Source organism: Flavobacterium sp. EDS, assembly GCF_020991525.1.
Lineage (GTDB): Bacteria > Bacteroidota > Bacteroidia > Flavobacteriales > Flavobacteriaceae > Flavobacterium.
Genome location: NZ_JAJMOZ010000021.1, coordinates 23,194 through 43,412, shown reverse-complemented (window position 1 = coordinate 43,412; position 20,219 = coordinate 23,194). Strand labels below are relative to the sequence as shown.

Below are 20,219 nucleotides of genomic sequence, written 5' to 3'. Positions count from 1 at the left end.
GTTTAGGCTGATTCTAAAGTTGAAACAGACACAAATTCCACGAATTTGCACCAATTAGTTAGTGTGAATTTGTGGAATTTGTATTTATATGGTGTTATAATAAGAAGCCTAATATGGCAATTCATCTGCCGGAATACCTATAAAATCAGGTTCTGGAGTAATTTCAAATTGTACTGCTTTAATATCAGTATGTCCTTGTTGTAGTGCTTTCATAACCCGATGCATACCATCCATTAATCGTCCGTCGGCACATAAAATAATAGGATATTCTAAACTAGCTTCTTCCATGAGTTTTATATGTTCCAAAATTGCCGCACCAGTGGGTAGTTGACTTGGGTCTTGAAACCAATATGTTTCATTTACTTCTTTAATTTCGCTCAACAAAATGTTTTTAACTAGGAAGTTTTTAGATAACTCTATTAATCGATGTATATCCCAAGCTCTTAAACCATCTTTACTTGGGCGTAAATTATATTGTTTTCTCATATGATTCTCAAATTAATCACACAAAGTTATAAAAAGAAAAACCGCCGAAAGATATCTTTCGGCGGTTTAGTTTTATGAGCATTATTCTAAAAAAAATTAAGTATCGTTTATTTAATTACTAATTTTTTAGTTTCTTTAAGCGTACCATCTGTAATTACTACATAATAAATGCCTGTTGGTAAATGGTTCACATGATAACTAGTTGTATTACGAACGGTATCAATCAATGCTCCGTTATTGTTATAAATTGTAATTATCAGATTTGTTGATTCTATATTTTTAAATGTGAAATTAACTACATCTGAAGCAGGATTAGGAGAGATTGTAAATGATTTTTCATTTTCAACTTCACTAACTCCAAGTGTAGGAGGAAGGGTAACATCCATAGGAGTACTCCAATCACTTGTTCCATTCGCGTATACAGCTCTTATTCTTATTCTATAGTTTCTTTCTGCACCTTGTTTTTCAATATATTGATTGTAAGTAGTAGATGTTGCAAAATCAGCCCATCCTGTTGCTACGTTATATAATTGAATTTCATAGCTAGTAGCGCTATTGATTAAAGCCCATGTAGCGTAGAATCCATATGCATAAGTTCCATTTGTTGGGTCGTAAAATACTGGTATTTCAAGAGATGGGTTTACATCATCAAAAGTTACTGTTGCAATATTCGAAAATGAAGAATATGTCGTATTCTCGTTTGTTCTTATTTTATATGAGTAGCTATTTCCTGCAGTAAGACCTGTATCTGTATAAGAAGTTTCGTCAGAACCAAGGGTTGCAATTACGCTATATGCCCCGTTTCCTAAAGCTCTTTCTATAGAGAACCCAGTTTCTATATCTGAGTTATCATCCCATGTTAAATCAACTTCAAGAGTCGTTGCATTAGCTGTTGCAACAAGATTTGATGGTGCTGTTAATGCTCCAGGAAGTGTAAAATCGCGTGGATTACTCCAGTCACTCGTTCCAGTTACGTTTACTGCTCTCATTCTTACTCTATAACTTGTTTGGCTACCTTGTTTGTTAATGTATAAATAATGTACAGTTGATGTTCCTTGGTCAGTCCATCCTGTTGTTTCATTATATACCTGAATGTCATAGCTTGTAGCTCCATTAATTAATCCCCATGTTACATAGAATCCCGTTGCATAGATTCCTGTATCACCTTCATTGATTACTGGTTTTGCTAAAGTTGGATTTGGATTCACATCTTCGATAGTTACTGTTGCAATATTCGAATAATCTGAATTAGTGGCATTCATGTTTGCTTTAATTCTATAAGAATATGCACTTCCTTTTGTTAAACCTGTATCTGTATAAGAAGTCATATTTGGAGCAAAAGTTTTAATAGTGCTGTATGCGCCAGTTCCTTCGGCTCTCTCTAATGTAAAACCTGTTTCATTATCTGAGTTATCTACCCATGTTAATGCAACCGTCAGCGCTGTTACATTTGCTGTTGCAGTAAGATTACTTGGAGCATTAATAATTGGAGTTGTTATAGATTCATTTGGTTTTGTATTATAAGCAAAATTAGTAATGGTATATCCATTTCCGGTTGCATCTACTTTTACTTTCATCCATCCATAACAAGTTCTTCCTCTGTTGGTGTATTCAAAACCTACATAACCAGTTTGGTTATCCCATACATTGTATGCAGCTGTACGTAGATCCAATTGATTAGGATATGCTCCTGGAGCTGTAAAATTACTTGAAGCGCCTATTGTAGCTCCTGCAGCAACTTTGGTGATGTTTCTTGTTCCAGGTTCGCAAACCAATCTTTTGCCATAGGTTTCAATTTTTAATGCATTGACAGCATATTGCCATGCTCCAAATACTGTATTATCTCCGATAGTTAAATCAAACCATTTCCAGGTTTCTGCGGATGAAGCGCTATAATCAGGGTTATCTACATAATAGATTCCATAAGGAGCCTCAAATTCTACTTTTATTGTTTTTGATGCATTATCAAGTGTTGCAATTCCACCAGTTATAGCTGCGTCTTTAAAAGTTACTATTACCGATGAATTATTATTAGGTAAGTGAGAAGTTGCCTTTCCTGTAAATGCGAGAACAGCTTTGGAGTTATTCTCTAATGTTAAAGTTGCGGTTAGTCCAGCAGGAACTCCTGTAATTGTATAATCAGTACCTGCTGTTAATGTACCTGTACTTTTTGTAAAAGTTCCGTTATTGGTAGACAACGTAATTACAGCATTTGTTGGAATGCTACCATCATTAGCATCAGATTCATATAGTGTACTAGGGGATAATGTTACTCCAACTTTTGCAGTTACTCCTGTAGTAATAGGAGAGCCTGGCTGTGTATTATAAGCATATTCGGATATTGTATATCCGTTTCCATCGGCATCTACAGTAACTTTAAACCATCCATAACAAGTAGCACCCTCAAGTAGATAGTCAAAACCTACATATCCAGTTTTACCATCCCAAGTTTTGTATGTTGAAGTACGTAAATCTAATTGATCAGGGTATGCTCCTGGAGCTTTAAAATTACTTGTTGGTCCTACTGGTGTATTTGCAGGAAGTAATGAGATATTTCTTGTTCCTGTTTCACACACCAGTTTTTTTGCATAAGTTTCGATCTTTAATGCATTGGTTGCATATCTCCAGGCTCCAAAAGACGGATCATCACCTTTTTCTATATCAAATGCTTTCCATGTGAGTGATGCATTTGCAGTAGCGTCTGGCATATCTACGAAGAAAACCCCGTATGGGTCCACAAATTTAATATCAAAATACATTGCAGTACAAGTCATGGTTGAGGCTCCGCTAGAAAAAGCTGCTGGCAAAAATGTAATTGTTGCTTTTGCACTATTAGATTTTAAATGACTTGTCGCTTTTCCTGTTAAAGTAACTGTTAATTGAGAATTAGAATTAACTGTAATTACTGGAGTAATTCCAGCAGGAAAGTTATGAGTAAAATGTGTTGCAGATACCATTGTTCCAGATGCCATTGCAAATGTTTCAGTTCCAGTAAGGGTAATCACAGGTGCTGCATCAAACGAACCATCATTAACAGTAGTTTCTTTAAAGAAGTTTGTGCTTGATGCTAATAATCCTCCTGTATTGTTTACTCCTGTAGCGATTAAATTACTTTCTTGCCAAAGTGTTTTTCTAGCTGGATGTTCTAATGCGGCAAGCATTCTGTCGATTTGTCCCTGAGTGTACATTTTATAGCAACCTTGGGCTCCATTGTATCCCATATAGTTTTCATTATTTACTCTGTCGCCATTACAGTTTGTACCTTGTGTGCAAGATAAATTATGTTCTCCGTCTTCAAGTGGCGTATCATCTACCTCATCTGAACCTGTACATCCACCTTCGAAAGTGTGTATTAAGTTTAGGAAATGGCCAAATTCATGTGTTAATGTAGCAGAAAACTCTTTGCTGTATGAGTTGTCAAATAAATATGCTCCGTTAAAAACAACTCTAGCTGTATTGCTGGCAGTCATACCTGTGCTTGGGTACCATGCAACCCCTGAATTGTTAAGTGCTCCATTAGCATATAAATCGTTTTGAATGTAAACATTCATATATTTTTTATTATCCCATGCATCAGCAGCAATTTGGTCATCGTATCCACCGCCATTACCGTAACCATTTTTAGCTGGGTGAAATACAACCCCTGAGCTACAACCACCATTTGGATCGATTTTGGCAAGTTTAAATTCAATTTTTAACGTTCCTCTTCTTGCTTGAAAAAAAGGATCAACGGTAGCATAATCAGCATTACGACCATTAAAATCATCATTAAGTTCTTTCAGATGATTTACGATTTTTTGGTAAGTAACGGTTTTTCCACTTTGCACATCACCATAAATATGAAACACTACTGGTATAACATAGGATGTTTCTGTTTTTTTAGATGTCTTGGATTTTCTTTCTGTACTGAATTTTTTGCTAAATGCATCAAAGTCTTGTTTTTCTTTTAATGCATGTGGATTCAGTTTGTAGATTTTTTCATTTTCTTCGCTAGTCCGACAAGGTAATCCTTGCGCACTTATTTTTAAAACGAAAATGAACGCCATAAATAAAAATAATTTTGTTTTCATAATCTTAGGAATTTGTTAGTATGAAACCAAAGATATTTTTATATTAAATTATCTAGTTGTACTATTTTATTCGTTTATGATATGAAATTATCTATAAATTATGCTTAAAATTTAATTATGTATTTTTATTCTTATAAAACATTGAATATTTCTCATACTGCGATTATTGTTTTTAATTAATAATTAGCATTGAGTGTAATCTTAAGAGAGGGTATCTACATAGATTTTATGTGTACAAAAGAATATTTCATTAGAATAGCTGGATTATAAATAAATAAAACATCTCTTTTAGAGTTTGTGAAATCTATTTTTCTACGTGCTGTAATGTTTTACATTCAGTTGTTTAATGATAAACTAGTAAATTAGGCATAAAAAAAACAGGCACTACTCAGTGCCTGTTTAAATTCAAGGAAAGTTTAATATGTTACTAATTCAAAATTAGAATTTATCCCAGAATAATTTTGTTGTCATTTTATCACCACCAATTGCAGTGGCAGCAGCATTGTAGTTATCTCTGTTTAATGTAGAGTCAAAAAGAGAATAGATATTTCTTACTGGTACTTTTCCTTCAGCCTCAGAAACTGCTGTTGGTGGAGCTACTAAAATAGGAAAGTCTAGTCTTCTGTACTCAGTCCAAGCTTCAAAACCACGGTTGTAGTAAGCGATCCAAAGTTGATAAGCAATTTTTTGTTTATCAGTTCCAAAAGCAGTAGCAAAAGCCACATCAGTTCTAGCTAGATAAGTATCTGTATCAGTACTTGAAACGTTCCAATAATCCATACTAGAACGGATTCCTTTTTCATAGTAATCGGCCGCCGTACCACCTACGCTAAACCCTCTGTTTGCAGCATCGGCAAGTAAGAAACAAGTTTCAGTATAATCGAAAATCACACCAGGATTTGTATTTTGTTTTATTCTAACCCCAGGGAGTGAGAAGTCACCGTAAGTAACTTGTTTTGCATAAGGAGCACCTTTATATACGCCGCCAATTTTTGTATCTGGATCAAAAAAGATATCTCTTCTTGGATCAGATTTGGCATTTAACTCGTTTACAAAAAATTCTGCAAGTATGATTTGTTTCTCCTCAGCCAAACTTGTATATAATGGATTTTGATCTACAGTAGTACTGAAGTATTGAAACAAAGCATTTTCTGAATTATCATTTATTAATCCTGAGTTATATGCAGATTCTACCATAGTTTTTGCTTTTGCAGCATCAACGTCAGCAAGATGTAATCCCATTTTTAGCTTAACACTGTTGGCTAGTTTTTTCCACTTGGCAACATTACCATGGTATATAAGATCTGCTGAATCAAAACTTTTGTTGCTACTATCTAAGTTTTCAATAGCAACATCCAATCTGCTTGCTAAATCAAGATAAACTGTTTTGGCATCATCATATTTTGGAGTTGGATGATTCACAATATCCAACGCTTCTGAGTAAGCTATGTTACCAAAAATATCAACTAAGGTTTGGTAAGCCATTATTATTTGAATATCTAGTACAGCTAATTTATTTTTCTTAACAGCAATTTCTACAGAACCTAGAGCTTGCTCATTAGTTATCATGTTTTTAGCAACTTGTAAATCTTTTAAAACGTCTCGATATAATATTACAGAATGAGAATTTCCTAAATTTCTTTTTGCCTGGTTGTAGTTTACCTCATCTGTATACATTGATGTAGACCAGTACTGAGCATATCCTCTAAAATTATTATCATTTACAGATGCATTTGTCAAGAAATAAGAATAATTTACTTGAGAGCTAGTCATTAAAGCACTAGGTATAGTAGTTGTATACGCTTTAGTGTTTTCGTTTAATCTATCGAGATCATCACAAGAAGCTATTGTAAGCAATAGTGCTCCTGCAAAGAATATTGTTTTTAAATTTTTCATTTTATTTGTTTTTAGAATTGAACTTTTAAATTAAAGTTATACTCTTTTGTTGTAGGCAATACTCCTGACTGAAAACCTTGTAAGTTACCAGATGATGTTCCAGCTTCTGGATCTGCATACGGAAGGTTTTTACTAATAATCCATAAGTTGCTACCGTTTACAGCAAAAATGACACTATTCATAAATGTGTTTTTTAAGTATTTAGAAGGCAGTCTATAACTTAAGCCCACCTCACGTAATTTTACATAAGAGGCATCATAAACGTATCTTTCTTGTGGCATAGAGTTGTAAGTATCATAATCAGCTAAAACAACTGTAGTATTAGGAGTTCCATTGGCTTTTACACCATCAAGAATAATTCCTCCGCCATTAGCAATAGAATTTCTTACTGGGTTACCCAAATGATTATTTCCTACGGTGCTTTGATAAATACCTGTTGTATGACCATATTGCTGATCTAGTGAATACACATCGCCACCTTTTTTGATATCTATAAGGAAGTTAAAAGTGAAATTCTTGTAGTTAAGAATGTTGTTGATGCCTCCAGTCCATTCTGGATTTACGTCACCAATTGTTGCTCCATTTACAACTTCATATCGTCCGTTGGCTTTTACAACTTTTTGTCCGTCTAGATATTTGTATCCTCTTCCGATAAGCTGTCCGATTGGTTTACCAACTTCTGCGATATATCCAATTCCCTGAGTCGATCCGATAGAAAATCTTTCAGCACCACCAAGGTCAATTACTTTATTTTTATTGGTTGCCCAGTTAATTCTAGCTTCCCAAGAAAAATCTTTAGTTTTAAACGGAATAACATTTAAAGAAAGTTCATATCCTTTATTCTCTACATCTCCAGCGTTTATCCATGATCTGCTGTATCCAGTCTGTGAAGGAGTTTCGATTGATAAAATTTGATTAGTTGTATTTGTTTTGTAATAAGAAAAATCTAATCCTACTCTGTTTTTTAAGAATTTAAGTTCGATACCAGCTTCATAACCTTTAGTAAGTTCACTCTTTAAGTCGGCGTTACTCTTATTGTTCTCATCGGAAAAACGTATACCATCAGGTCCAAAATTACTAAACTTGTCATAGGTTGATTGGGTTACTGCAAATTCAGCATCATTTCCAGTTTCAGCATAATTTAAACGTAGTTTACCAAATGACAACCAACTAGCATCGATATGATTGCTAAAAATATAAGTCCCTGTAATAGAAGGGTATGTGTATGTGTTGTTTTTCTTAGGTAATGTTGATGATTGGTCAACTCTATAAGAACCTTCCAAGAAATAGGTTTCTTTAAAATTGAAAGTTGCATTTGCATATACACTTTGTGTACCTATAGTTTCTAAAAATTCCTGAGGGAAGTTAATAGGGGATATAGTATTACTTAACATATACTTTTCAGGAACGATTAAACCTCCATTAGTTGCTGAAAAGGTATTACCTTTAACTGATCGTCTTGAATTACCTCCTAATAGCCCATAAAATTTGATATTTTCTGTTATGTCAGTTTTAAAATTTAAGATTAAATCTAAATTGACTTCACGGAATGTTTTGTCATATCTTGAGTATTGCCCTTTTTTATTTGATACTCTTTTAGATCCTACAGCTATACGTTCTTCTTGTAATTGAGTATAATAATCTACAGATCCTTTACCTACAACGTTTAACCATTTTGCTACGTCTGTGCTTATTGCAAAATTACCAAAGAAACGATCTCTGTTTAAAGAGTTGTAGTTTTTATATCGTTGAAAGTATGGATTATCATGAAATTGTACATCTAAATCTTTTGGTCCTCCAATGCTCCAGCTCGTGTTTCTGCCTGTTATATTGTAGGCATCTTCTAAATCCTGAAAATCAATACTTGTATTATACCATTGTCTCACACTACTTAGGTAGTTATTTCCACCATCACCATATCCAGTTTCGTTCATCCCTTTAGCATATGCTTTTAGGTAATTTGCTGAAGCAGATATTTTAGTTTTTGGACTAAGGTTGTAACTTGCAGAAAAATTAAAGTTATCTTTTTTGTTACTACTATTTGGTAATATTCCTTGTGCTTGATTGTAGTTTGTATATCCAAATCTAAAATCTCCATTTTCATTAGAGCCAGCTACAGCTATATTATTAGTGTAAGTAAGGCTGTGTTGATAAAAATCATTAGGCGTTTTTTTAACAGGAGCCCATGGAGTTGGAACACCATAGGTAGGCAATTCTGGATAAAAAGAGTTCCATTTGTAAACTAATTTGCTTGGATCATATTTTGGTCCCCAAGAAGCATCATCTGTTGCCGCATAAGGATGTACGCCACCACCTAGATTTACAGTACCACCAAAACCGCCATAACCACCACCGTATTCCATTTGGTACTCTGGTAATGTTTTTTTATCAGCAACCCCTATGTTTACACCACTGCTAAAAGTAACACCTAATCCGGCTTTGGTTTTGTTGCCTTTCTTTAAAGTTACAAGAATAACCCCATTAGCAGCTCTAGAGCCATAAAGAGCAGATGCAGCGGCCCCTTTTAAAACGTTTATAGATTCGATATCATCTGGATTTATATCCGATGCAGCGTTTCCATAATCATATCCGCCAGTGTTTCCTGCTGTTTTTTGATCTTTAGTATTGGTGTTGTCATTGTTTAATGGAACTCCATCTACAACCCATAAAGCCTGATTATTTCCTGTTAACGATGATGATCCACGGATGACAACATTCGTTGAACCACCTATGTTGTTATTTCGTTTAATATCAATACCAGCAACTTTTCCCGAGAGTGAGTTCGCTACGTTACCGCTATTTACCTTAGTTAAATCTTCTCCTTTTACTTCCTGAGTAGCGTAACCAAGAGATTTCTTTTCTCTTTTCACATTTAATGCAGTAACTACAACTTCGTCAAGTGATGTTGAACCACCAGACATTTTAATGTTTACCTTGTTGGTAGTTGCAGGCATTTCTTGAGTTTTCATTCCAATGTAGCTAAACGAAAGAACTTGAGCTGGAGACGCATTGATAGCGTATGCTCCATCAAAGTCAGTCTGTGTTCCTGTTTTAGTTCCTTTAACTAATACACTCACGCCTGGTAAAGGCATTCCTGTGTCATCGGTCACAATTCCTGTAACTAATCTTTCTTGTGCAAGAATTAGTTGTGTTGCAAATACAAAAAAGAGTATTGCAATTTTCCTAAAATTAAATTTAAATTTCATTATACTGGTTTTATTATTAGTAAGTGCAAATATTTTGCATTTATAGCTTTTTTTATGCCAATATATTATCATAAACTCAGATTATATTATCTTGTTTTGAGTATTCCGTTTTTTAGTCTTAGTTTGCAGTATTTAGTTTGTGGTATCAGTCTCAATATTCAGTTTTTAGGGATCAATATGAAAACCTGTAGAGTAGTAAGAAATGTTTTTCATTGGAATTCTTTTAGCCAAAATCTTGTCTTTCTGAGGAATGAAGAAACTTAGCGTGTTCTCTTTGTGAATCTTTGCGAAATAGCTTCAATGCAGTTCGTCAATCTTGTCTTTCTGAGGAATGAAGAAACTCAGATATAGATTTTGATACGAGTCGTAGTTTTCAGAATAATAAAGTTAAGAGAGAAAACCTGCTAATTTTGCCTCAATCCCCTTAATCTGCTTGTAAAAAAAGTCTCAGTACTCAGTGTCATTCTGAGCGGAATTGAATGGCAATTTGACTAACAATAAAAAAAAACAGCTACAAGATTACTCAGTAGCTGTTAAAATTAAATAGACTTAAAAGGAGGGTATAAGCTATTTTTTTAGGATAAGTTTTTCTATATCTTCAATCTCTATTGGTAATGCTTCAGATAGATTGATATTTCCATTTTCAGTAAGTAAGTAGTCATTCTCTAATCGACAACCTATTCCTTCTTCTGAAATATAAATTCCAGGTTCACAAGTTAGCACCATTCCTTTTTCTAAATCACGAGAATATAGTCCCAAATCGTGAACGTCTAATCCTAAATGATGAGCCGTTCCGTGCATGAAATACTTTTTGTAAGCAGGAGAATCTGGATTTTGATTTGCAATATCTTCATTGGTTATAAGTCCAAGTTTGATTAATTCTACTTCTATTAAACCAGCCATTTGTTTCTCATAATCACTATGCTTAACTCCTGGCTTTAATAACTTAGAGCCTTCTTTTAAGCAATGTAAAACAGATGAATATACTTCTCGCTGACGCGGAGAAAAGACACCGTTTACTGGAACACATCTGGTTGTATCCGAATTATAATTGGCATAACAAACACCAAAATCAACTAAGACCATTTCATTGTCTTTACAAACAGCATCATTAGAATTATAATGTAATGCACAGGCATTTTTACCAGTTGCTATAATTGGTTTAAAAGCATGACGTGTAGCTCCATTTTTAATTAATTCATAAGTAAGCTCAGCTTCGAGTTCATACTCTTTTATGTTTGGTTTTATAGCAGTAAGGAGCCCTTTAAAACCTTTAATGCTAATTGCAATTGCTTTATTTATAAGCGCTACTTCTTCTTCAGATTTTATAGGTCTTAATTCACGTGTTATCTTTGCAACTCGATCATATTTGTGTAATGGATATTTTTCTTTGCACCATTGTATCATGCGATCTTGTCGAGTGGTCATTTCTGATGTTATTCTTTTAATGTGCTCGTTATGACCTAAATAAATTGTGTCAGCTTCAAAAGCAAAAAGTTGCAATGTTTTTTCGAACTCATGAACCCATTTCACATTTTTTATACCCGAAATTGATGACACTTCTTCTTTACTCAAAAAATCGCCGTCCCAAAGTTTAGTATGTTCACTTACTTCTTTTACAAATAAAATGGCTCGATTTTCTTCTTTATACGCATCTGGATATAGAACCAAAATAGTTTCGTCCTGATCGATTCCTGTTAAGTAGAATAAATCATTGTTTTGTGCAAATCCCATTACATCATCGGCATTATTAGGCATTACATCATTGGAAACTAAAATAGCTAAGCTATTTGCATTCATTTTTGTCGAAAAACGTTTTCTGTTTTCGATAAATAAAGAAGAAGGAATCGATTCGTATCTCATAATTTTATAATTGAAACATTTGTGTATTAACAGAGGTGTTTTTTCCAGAAATAATTTCTGAAACAATTTTACCAGTTGCTGGTGCCAAGCTTAATCCCATCATGGCATGTCCAGTTGCCAAAGTTAAGTTTTTTATTCTTTTATCTCTAGCAATAATTGGCATTCCAGATGGAGTACAGGGTCTAAATCCGTACCATGTTTCTTTTTCTTTCGGCATTTCAATCTTTAAGTCTGGATAAAAATCATTGATACTGTTAACGATTCCCTGAACTCTGTTTTGGTTAATTTTGATATCGTTTGTATGTGTAATTTCCATGGTACCTCCAAAACGAATATCATTACTCATAGGAGTAACAGCGACTTTTCCTTCACACAGAATTGCCGGAATAGAAGGCTTTTTGCTAGCATCTCTTAAAGTAAAGCTATATCCTTTTCCTGGTAGAATAGAAATAGATCTATTTAATTTTTTAGCAATATTTGGACTCCATGATCCAGTTGCTAAAACAACCTCATCAGTCATAAAAGGCCCCATGTCGGTAAGTATTTCGGTAACGGTATTGTTTTTTATTACAAAATCTTCAACCAGAGTTCTGTTATGAATTGTTACATTCAATTTATTCAATTCTTCTTTTATAAATTGCATAAATTTCTGAGGATAGATATGCGCATCACTTTTATAATGTACGCCACCCAGAACATCCGTATTAGTGCCTGTTTCTAGTTTAGTTACTTCATCTTTAGAAAGGTAATCTACTTCTAAACCAAAACATTGAGCTAATTTTCCTTCATGAATAATCTCTTCAGCTGTTTTCTCTGTTTTATAAAGCATTAAGAGTCCTTTTTTTTCATAAAAAAAAGAATTGTTTTCTTTAATAAAATCTTGATATAGCTCTTTACTAAAAAGGGATAAATTACAAAGCGCTGGCATTGCTTTCTCTACATGTTGTTTATTGGCGTGTTTATAAAATTGTAATCCCCACTTTGCCAAATCCATACTTAATCTTGGTTTTACATAAAACGGACTTTGACTATCAAACATCCATTTTATCCCTTGAGTAATCATTCCTGGTTGCGCCAACGGAATAATATGCGAAGGAACTATCATTCCTGCGTTTCCATAAGAGCAACCATCTGTCATATCCGATTTATCGAAGACAACTACCTGATACCCTTCTTTTGCTAAATAATACGCTGAACATAGTCCGATTATTCCTCCACCAATAATACTTACTTTTTTCATTATAATTATAGATTTAAATAATCATTGGGAAGAACTAGGTTCTATCAATCAATGATTTATTTTGGATTATATTTTTATTAAATTACCTGAAAACCAAATGCATATGGGTCTTCATCTTCATCAATGATTATATTGTTATATCCATATACTTTTGCCCATCCCTGTATACTTGGAACAATGGCTTTAATGTCTCCAATAGTTGTTTCTTCTTCGACTCTTCCTATAAATTTGCTGCCTATAAAACTTTCGTGTATATAATCATCCCCTTTTTTTAGTTTGCCCTTTGCATGAAGCTGAGCAAGTCTTGCTGATGTTCCTGTTCCGCAAGGAGAACGATCAATAGCTTTATCTCCATAAAAAACGGCATTTCTTCCTGATGATGTAGGGTCTATAGGATCACCTGTCCATAACATATGACTTACATCGCGTATAGTATCATTTTCGGGATGAATGAAGAAATCAGGATACTTTTCGTTAATTCGCTTACGAACTTCCTGACTGTATTGAACAATTTTTCCTGCTGTGAAATCCTGTATTCCCGAAAAATTGGTTTGCGGATCTACAATTGCGTAATAATTTCCACCATAAGCAACATCAAAAACTATTTCACCCAGTTCAGGACAATCTACAGTAAGTCCTTCTGCAGCTAAATAGGACTTAACATTCGTTAATCGTACCCAGTCCACTTTTTTACCTGTTTGTTGGTATTCAATCTGAACCAAACCAGCAGGAGCTTCCATCTTTATCTTACCAGGAATTTTTGGCGTTACCAATCCTTCTTCAACAGCTATAGTTATCGTTCCGATAGTTCCATGACCACACATTGGTAAACAGCCTGATGTTTCTATAAATAAGATTCCAAAATCATTATTTGGATCACTAGGCGGATAAAGTATGCTTCCACTCATCATATCATGACCTCGTGGTTCAAACATTAGCCCTTTACGAATCCAATCGTACTCTTTTAAGAAATGTTGGCGCTTCTCACTCATGTTGTTTCCAACTAAATTCGGACCGCCTCCAGCAACCACTCTCACTGGGTTACCGCAGGTATGTGCATCGACACAAAAAAAAGTTTTTCTTGGCATATACTAAATAGGTTTGTTGGTTATAATATCATTTACGGTTCTGGTAATATTTAATGGATTTTTATTTTGTAATGCATCAGGTAACAATTCGTCTGGCCAATTTTGATAGCTAAATGGTCGTACCCAACGTTTAACAGCATGGATTCCAACAGCTGTAAATCTTGAATCAGAAGAAGCAGGGTAGGGACCACCATGAATCATCGAAGCACAAACTTCGACTCCTGTTGGTACTCCGTTAAAAATTAATCTTCCAACTCTGTTCTGTAAAGCATCTACAACAGTATTATAAGTAGAAAGTTCCATTGGTTCGGCAATTATAGTTCCTGTTAACTGTCCGTCTAATTTATTAATTATTGTTAGCAATTCCTCATTATTTTCACATTGAACAATAATAGAAAATGGACCAAAAACTTCATGACTTAAAGTAGGGTTTTCTAAAAAGGTTTTACCATCTACAGCGAGTATGGTTTGTGGAGCATAATTTGGAGCGATTTCTCCTTTATATTCAGCAACAGTACTTACTCCGTTTTGCGATTGTATCTTTTCTTTGCCATTATTAAAATCGGCTTTAATAGATGGATGTAACATACATGAAGGAGCTATTTTTTCAATTTCCTCTGCTAATTGAGCTATAAATTGATTTAAATTGTTTCCCTTTATACCCAAAAGCAGACCTGGATTGGTACAAAACTGACCTGTTCCTAATGTTATTGAACCTGCATAGGTAGTTGCCCATTTTTTACTATTTTTTTCTAATGCATCAGGTAATATAACCACAGGATTAATACTTCCCATTTCGGCAAATACAGGGATAGGTTCTGGACGCTGTGAAGCCAAATCAAATAAAGCTCTACCACCATTAATACTTCCTGTAAAACCTACAGCTTTTACAAGAGGATGTTTCACCAAGCTTGTTCCGAGTGTTACTCCGCTACCAATCAAGTTAGAAAAAATACCTTCTGGCATATGGTGTTTTTTTGCAGCTTTTGTGATTGCAGAAGCAACCATTTCACCTGTTCCGATATGCATCGAATGGCTTTTTACAATAACAGGACAACCTGCCGCCAAAGCCGAGGCGGTATCACCACCTGCAGTAGAAAAAGCAAATGGGAAATTACTCGATCCAAAAACTACAACTGGCCCTAATGGAACTAGCATTTTACGTAAATCGTCTTTTGGCAAAGGTATCCTATCAGGAATAGCAGTATCTATTGTTGCTTCGAGCCAGCTTCCTTCAGTAAGCATGTTTGCAAAAGACCGCAATTGAAAAATGGTGCGACCTCGTTCGCCTTCAGCTCTACCTTTTGGATATCCTGATTCGGAGCAATATACTTCTAATAATTCATCGCCAAGCGCAAGAATTTCTTCGGCAATAGCATTTAAAAAGTCAGCTTTTTTTTGTGCTGGAAAATTTTTATAAATTTTAAACGCATCATTTGCCAGTGCAACAGCTTCGTTTATTTCCTCAGAAGTAGCTTCTATGAACGACCAAGGATTTTCTATATTCAACTGAGGATTTATTGTTTTGTATATTTTGGTTCCTGCTGCTTTAAGCTGACTTCCTATATAATTTTTTCCTGTAATCATTTTTATATGTTTAAGATTATAATTGAATCCAGACTTGCTAAAAAGTAGTATGTTTTATGAGCTGGCCATCATCACAAAATAACCAGCTCAAAAACAAACCAAACTAAAAACAAATCAAACTAAACTTTTTAAAAAAGTATTTTAATCCCGTTGGTTTTGAATTGCAAAGTTTTACTCAACACCTAGAGTTGTGTGTTTTGTTTTGTCGCAGATTTTACAGATTAAAACGATTCAGTTTTTTAATCTTTTAGTCCGGACAATTTTTTTTAAAGTGCCTTTAGAAGTTTGCAATAAATAATTTCAAATTTTTTAATAAAAAATAGGCTTATTAACCAACGGGGTATATTTTTATAGTACTATCGATTTATAATCAGGAAGCGTAGGTCTTGTACGTAAGCCTTCAGCAATGATTGCTAAAACTCTTTCTCTTTCAGCCCCATGAAGTGGTAATCTCGGAGCGCGAACGTATTCTGTTCCTAGACCTGTAGCTACTTCAGCTAATTTTATATTTTGTACCAAAAGCGGATTGATATCTAATTCTAATAATGGTAAGAACCATCTGTAAATTGCCAATGCTTCTTCGGCTCTTCCTGCTTTTGCTAGTTTAAAAATGGCTACTGTTTCTGCAGGGAATGCATCTACTAGGCCCGAAACCCATCCGTCAGACCCCATAAAAATACTTTCTAATGCTAGCGTATCAACACCAGATAATACTTTTAAACGCCCTTTAAAACGATTTATAATTCGGGTTACGTTTGAGATATCTCTTGTAGATTCTTTTACTGCTTGAATATTATCGAATTTCAAAATTTCTTCGAACATATCCAGTGAAACGTCAATTTTATAATCGATAGGATTGTTGTAAATCATTATAGGAAGTGAGGTGCTTTTTGCCACTTCAGAGAAATAAGTAACTGTTTCATGACTAGCAGCATTGTAACGCATAGGAGGTAATAGCATTAATCCTTTAGCGCCATTCTCTTCGGCTTTATTAGCAGCTAGAATTGCAGCCCGGGTAGTTTGTTCAGCTATATTCATGATCACTGGAACTTGTCCGTTAACTATATTAATAGTCTCTTTGATCAATTCTTTTTTTTCATCTTCTAATAATGTGCTTGCTTCTCCAAGTGTTCCTCCCAGGATAATTCCAGAAACACCAGCTTCGAGCTGCGCTTTTACATTTACTTCAAACATGTTGAAGTCTAATTTGTCATCGGCAGTAAACTTTGTTGTAACTGCTGGCATAACGCCTTTCCATTGAATACTCATAATTACGATTTTAATTTTTTCAAAAATATTTATAACCAGTAAATATGTAATTAGGTAAGTTATCATAAAAAGATACTATATTATCCTGTTTAATGCTAAATTTTAAAATTATTACTTAATATGTATATGTTTTTTTATATTTATGGCATATAATTTATCTGTTATGAAAGTATTTCCATTTAAAATTCCAAAAACTAAAGAAGATTCATTAATTTATCAAGAGGATGTAGAGTTTGTTTTTTATGATAAATTGCATCAACATGAAGAAATTCAAATCAGCTACATCGAAAATGGTGAAGGAACCATTTTTGTAGGCGATACTATTTCTCCTTATCAAAAGGGAGATATTGTCGTTATAGGAAGCAATCTACCACATGTGTTTAGAAGCGAAACCAATACAAATGAGTTATCGGTTATGCTAACCTTGTTTTTTACAGCGAACTCCTTTGGGAAAGATTTCTTTATGTTGCCTGCTTTAAAAGATATTCAGCCTTTTTGGGAAAATAGCAAGAATGGATTTGTGGTTAATAGTCCTTCTAATAAAACAGTTAAGTGTTTTAAGAAAATTAAAAAAGTAAATGAATTCGACCGGTTTATTCTATTTTTAGAGATAACAAAGAAGCTTTCTAAAGATAAGAAGATTCCACTTTCTAGTTATATATATGATAAAAAAATTACAGATAATGAAGGAAAACGAATGCAAACCGTTTTTGAATATGTAATGACAAATTTTCAAAAGAATATCACTCTTGAAGAAATCGCTGCTCTATCGAATATGACTAAAAATGCTTTTTGCAAATATTTTAAAGTCCGGACCAACAAGACTTTTTTTCAGTTTTTAATTGAAATACGGATTGAGCGGGCGAGCAAGTTATTGTCTCGTTCGCATGAACTTTCGGTTTTAGAAGTTTCAGAATTATGTGGATTTAATAATATTTCTAATTTTAATAGAAAATTTAAAGAGATCAAAGGAGTTTCTCCATTGGTTTACCGTAAATCCCAAATGCTAAAATGGAAACAAAAAGCATAGCCATTATTTATGAAGTAACAGTACTATATAAAAAAAGCTAAATCCAGATGGATTCAGCTTTTTTAATAATTATTTTCGAGTCTGTTTAGGTTGAAAAGGTTAGTCCTTTATTTTTAAAATTACTAAACAAGGCTTGACGCGCACTACTTATCGTTTCTTCAGTACGGTAAATACTGCACCAAAACTTTACTAATAACTTATAATTCCCATCGGATATGGCCGTATAATAAATTTGTGGAGTTCTGGTATCGTTTATCAAAGGTTGACTCTTTAGCGCTTCTAGTACAATTAAATTGATGTTTTCCGGAATAATATCACCTACTACTTCGAAGGCAATCTCTACAAGTTTAAAATTATCGGTATAGGTCCAGTTGGTTATATTTTGAGATAATAAATTACCATTTGGAATAATTATTTCAGCACCATTTGGAGCATTAATTTTGGTAGTACGAAGTCCCATAGCTTTTACTCGGCCAGATTGAGAGCTTATCTCGATAACATCACCAATTTGTATTGGTTTATCAAAGATCAAAATAATACCAGATACAAAATTGCTTACAATGTTTTGTAAACCAAGTCCAACACCAACACCCAACGCACCGAGTAAAATACTAAGTTTGTCTAACGGCATTCCCGATGCTGCTACAGCTAATAAATAACCACCAATTAGCACAACAAGACGTGTAATTAATAATTTAGAATGCTGACGCTTATTTACGTTTTCTTCATTCTCTTCATCAACCTCTCCAAAAAAGTAGGCAACATATTTTTGCAGAAGATGTGCCATCCAAATTATAATAAAGAATAAAACAATATTCCCCAGAGTAAATGTGATGCTTCCGATAGTATTAGGGTGGGTAAGTATTGATTTAAATGAAGTACGTAGCGACTCCCAGATATTTAAATTAGATGCAATCACAACCAACCACATATAACTAATTACTATTATAAATGGTCTTTTCAAATTATCTGATAAGCTCTCGTGATCAAAGATAGTTTCGATACCGCGCTTGATTCTTGTGGTATATATTTGTAAAAGAATAATTTCTAAAATTATTTTTAAGAGTACACTAAGAGCAATAATTTGTGTAATTGCAATAAAGGCAGTAAGGCTAAGCATGTTTGAAAGAGAAACTCTTCCGAAAAGATTAAAAATTATAGCTAAAACATTTAAACTAATGAATATTATACTAGCCCACTTAAAGAAAGCCTTTATGTATAATTGGTCTTTTATACTCTTTAGTTGTACTAAGCCATAGCGTATTCCTAAGACATTAATTAGGATAAATGCACAACGCTGAAACAAGCTAATTCCGATAAATAAATCCAGAAAACAAAGGGCTGAAAATAATCCTACTAAGAGAAATAAGTTTCGCATGGATTCCTTAGACCAATGATTTTTAAAAAGAATAGTAAGAGCTATAAGAAGAATCAACTGTAATAATTCTATAAATAAAGCAGGAGCATACAAATTACTTACTATAGCAATGTTGAGTCCAATTACAATCACAGGAAGGAGGATACCACTATTTAGATATTTAAAATCAAAGAGAGAAAGATTTTCAAAATGATTATTGCTCTTTAGGTATTTAAGATTATGTGATATATACCAAGCCAATAATCCCATAAAAAAAGCCAAAGTAATTAACCCACTGATGCTGTAGTTTAAGTAATAAGAAACTACGCTATTTTCTATAGCAACTTTTCCTTTGATGTTTTTAGAAATGTCTTTTTTAGCAATGGTATCGCTTGTTTTCCATAAAAAAGGATATTCTCTGCCTAAAATACTTATTCCTGATTTTTCGAGTTTCTTTTCGACTGTTAATAGAGCACTGGATACAGCGATTTTTCTTTGTACAGTTAATCTGTTTTTAGTGTTTAGAACCTCGAGATTATGGTTCATAAGACTATCTGTGCTCAAATAGCTTTTTTTCAGATTAAGAAATTCATTCTTGAACTGTTTTCGAAGAATAGTATCTTTTAGAAGAGTAATTAAGGTTTTGTCTTTTCGTAAGTCGATAAATCTGTCTTTGATTTTATCAAGGTTCTTGTTGCGTAAATTAATAGCAGCATTTTGTTCCTCTAGCTCCTGACGAATTTCTTGTAGAACAATACGATACATTTGCTGATTACGAACATTTGGGTTTGCGCCTTTTAAATTAGTTAATATAAGATCTAATTTTTGTTGGGTTCTGTCAATTTCAGCAAACAAATGAAATGTGCTTGTCTCAAAATCAGCATCATTGTAGGCAGATTGTATAACTTCTCCAGCCTTTTCGATAGCCATAAGATATTCGCTATCGGTATTACTTGTTCCTCCAAATAATTTACTACTTGCTTCAGTTTTAGCAGAAAGAGTAGTAGTTTGAGAGTACGTTAGGGGGGAGAATAAGAGTATTGTTAGTATCGATAACAGATAAATAATCTTGTTTTTGGGAAGCATCATAGACTCATGTATTAACTGCCAAATTTAGAAAAATAGAC

The 20,219-nt window shown here is 33.8% G+C and carries 11 protein-coding genes; 1 reads left to right on the top strand and 10 read right to left on the bottom strand.

The window, feature by feature from the left end:
• Positions 1–108 precede the first annotated feature (108 nt).
• The 9 genes from LPB87_RS19395 to LPB87_RS19355 all read right to left on the bottom strand — a co-directional run bounded on the left by LPB87_RS19395 (position 109) and on the right by LPB87_RS19355 (position 16,705).
• The gene (locus tag LPB87_RS19395) at positions 109–486 is read right to left on the bottom strand and encodes a hypothetical protein (protein ID WP_230728993.1); all 378 of its coding nucleotides are present in this window, start codon (positions 484–486) and stop codon (positions 109–111) included.
• A 107-nt stretch (positions 487–593) separates the two neighbouring features.
• Positions 594–4,556 carry a M43 family zinc metalloprotease gene (locus LPB87_RS19390; RefSeq protein WP_230728992.1) on the bottom strand — a complete coding sequence of 1,321 codons (3,963 nt, stop codon included), beginning with the start codon at positions 4,554–4,556 and terminating at the stop codon, positions 594–596.
• 438 nt (positions 4,557–4,994) lie between these two features.
• Positions 4,995–6,452: a SusD/RagB family nutrient-binding outer membrane lipoprotein gene (locus tag LPB87_RS19385; RefSeq protein ID WP_230728991.1), complete on the bottom strand. Its 1,458-nt coding sequence runs from the start codon at positions 6,450–6,452 to the stop codon at positions 4,995–4,997.
• A gap of 11 nt (positions 6,453–6,463) precedes the next feature.
• Positions 6,464–9,658, bottom strand: a complete 3,195-nt coding sequence (locus tag LPB87_RS19380) for a SusC/RagA family TonB-linked outer membrane protein (protein WP_230728990.1) — start codon at positions 9,656–9,658, stop codon at positions 6,464–6,466.
• A 567-nt stretch (positions 9,659–10,225) separates the two neighbouring features.
• Entirely contained in the window at positions 10,226–11,521 is a 1,296-nt protein-coding gene (locus LPB87_RS19375; RefSeq protein ID WP_129538638.1) for an aminopeptidase P family protein, read from the bottom strand.
• Positions 11,522–11,525: 4 nt separating this feature from the next.
• Positions 11,526–12,761 carry an FAD-dependent oxidoreductase gene (locus tag LPB87_RS19370; protein ID WP_129538637.1) on the bottom strand — a complete coding sequence of 412 codons (1,236 nt, stop codon included), beginning with the start codon at positions 12,759–12,761 and terminating at the stop codon, positions 11,526–11,528.
• A 77-nt stretch (positions 12,762–12,838) separates the two neighbouring features.
• Complete coding sequence (locus LPB87_RS19365) at positions 12,839–13,849, bottom strand: 4-hydroxyproline epimerase (protein ID WP_129538636.1); 1,011 nt, start codon at positions 13,847–13,849, stop codon at positions 12,839–12,841.
• A gap of 3 nt (positions 13,850–13,852) precedes the next feature.
• Complete coding sequence (locus tag LPB87_RS19360) at positions 13,853–15,436, bottom strand: aldehyde dehydrogenase (NADP(+)) (RefSeq protein ID WP_230728989.1); 1,584 nt, start codon at positions 15,434–15,436, stop codon at positions 13,853–13,855.
• 348 nt (positions 15,437–15,784) lie between these two features.
• Entirely contained in the window at positions 15,785–16,705 is a 921-nt protein-coding gene (locus LPB87_RS19355; protein ID WP_129538634.1) for a dihydrodipicolinate synthase family protein, read from the bottom strand.
• Between the two features lie 163 nt (positions 16,706–16,868).
• Here LPB87_RS19355 and LPB87_RS19350 point away from each other — a divergent pair, with 163 nt between their 5' ends.
• Entirely contained in the window at positions 16,869–17,735 is an 867-nt protein-coding gene (locus LPB87_RS19350; protein WP_230728988.1) for an AraC family transcriptional regulator, read from the top strand.
• Between the two features lie 85 nt (positions 17,736–17,820).
• Here LPB87_RS19350 and LPB87_RS19345 read toward each other — a convergent pair whose 3' ends face one another.
• A complete protein-coding gene (locus tag LPB87_RS19345) occupies positions 17,821–20,181 on the bottom strand; it encodes a mechanosensitive ion channel domain-containing protein (protein ID WP_230728987.1) in 2,361 nt (786 codons plus the stop codon).
• Between the last annotated feature and the right edge of the window lie 38 nt (positions 20,182–20,219).

Coding starts and splice junctions, on each gene's coding strand:
- LPB87_RS19395 (WP_230728993.1), bottom strand. CDS start 486: ATGAGAAAACAATATAATTTACGCCCAAGTAAAGATGGTTTAAGAGCT.
- LPB87_RS19390 (WP_230728992.1), bottom strand. CDS start 4,556: ATGAAAACAAAATTATTTTTATTTATGGCGTTCATTTTCGTTTTAAAA.
- LPB87_RS19385 (WP_230728991.1), bottom strand. CDS start 6,452: ATGAAAAATTTAAAAACAATATTCTTTGCAGGAGCACTATTGCTTACA.
- LPB87_RS19380 (WP_230728990.1), bottom strand. CDS start 9,658: ATGAAATTTAAATTTAATTTTAGGAAAATTGCAATACTCTTTTTTGTA.
- LPB87_RS19375 (WP_129538638.1), bottom strand. CDS start 11,521: ATGAGATACGAATCGATTCCTTCTTCTTTATTTATCGAAAACAGAAAA.
- LPB87_RS19370 (WP_129538637.1), bottom strand. CDS start 12,761: ATGAAAAAAGTAAGTATTATTGGTGGAGGAATAATCGGACTATGTTCA.
- LPB87_RS19365 (WP_129538636.1), bottom strand. CDS start 13,849: ATGCCAAGAAAAACTTTTTTTTGTGTCGATGCACATACCTGCGGTAAC.
- LPB87_RS19360 (WP_230728989.1), bottom strand. CDS start 15,436: ATGATTACAGGAAAAAATTATATAGGAAGTCAGCTTAAAGCAGCAGGA.
- LPB87_RS19355 (WP_129538634.1), bottom strand. CDS start 16,705: ATGAGTATTCAATGGAAAGGCGTTATGCCAGCAGTTACAACAAAGTTT.
- LPB87_RS19350 (WP_230728988.1), top strand. CDS start 16,869: ATGAAAGTATTTCCATTTAAAATTCCAAAAACTAAAGAAGATTCATTA.
- LPB87_RS19345 (WP_230728987.1), bottom strand. CDS start 20,181: ATGATGCTTCCCAAAAACAAGATTATTTATCTGTTATCGATACTAACA.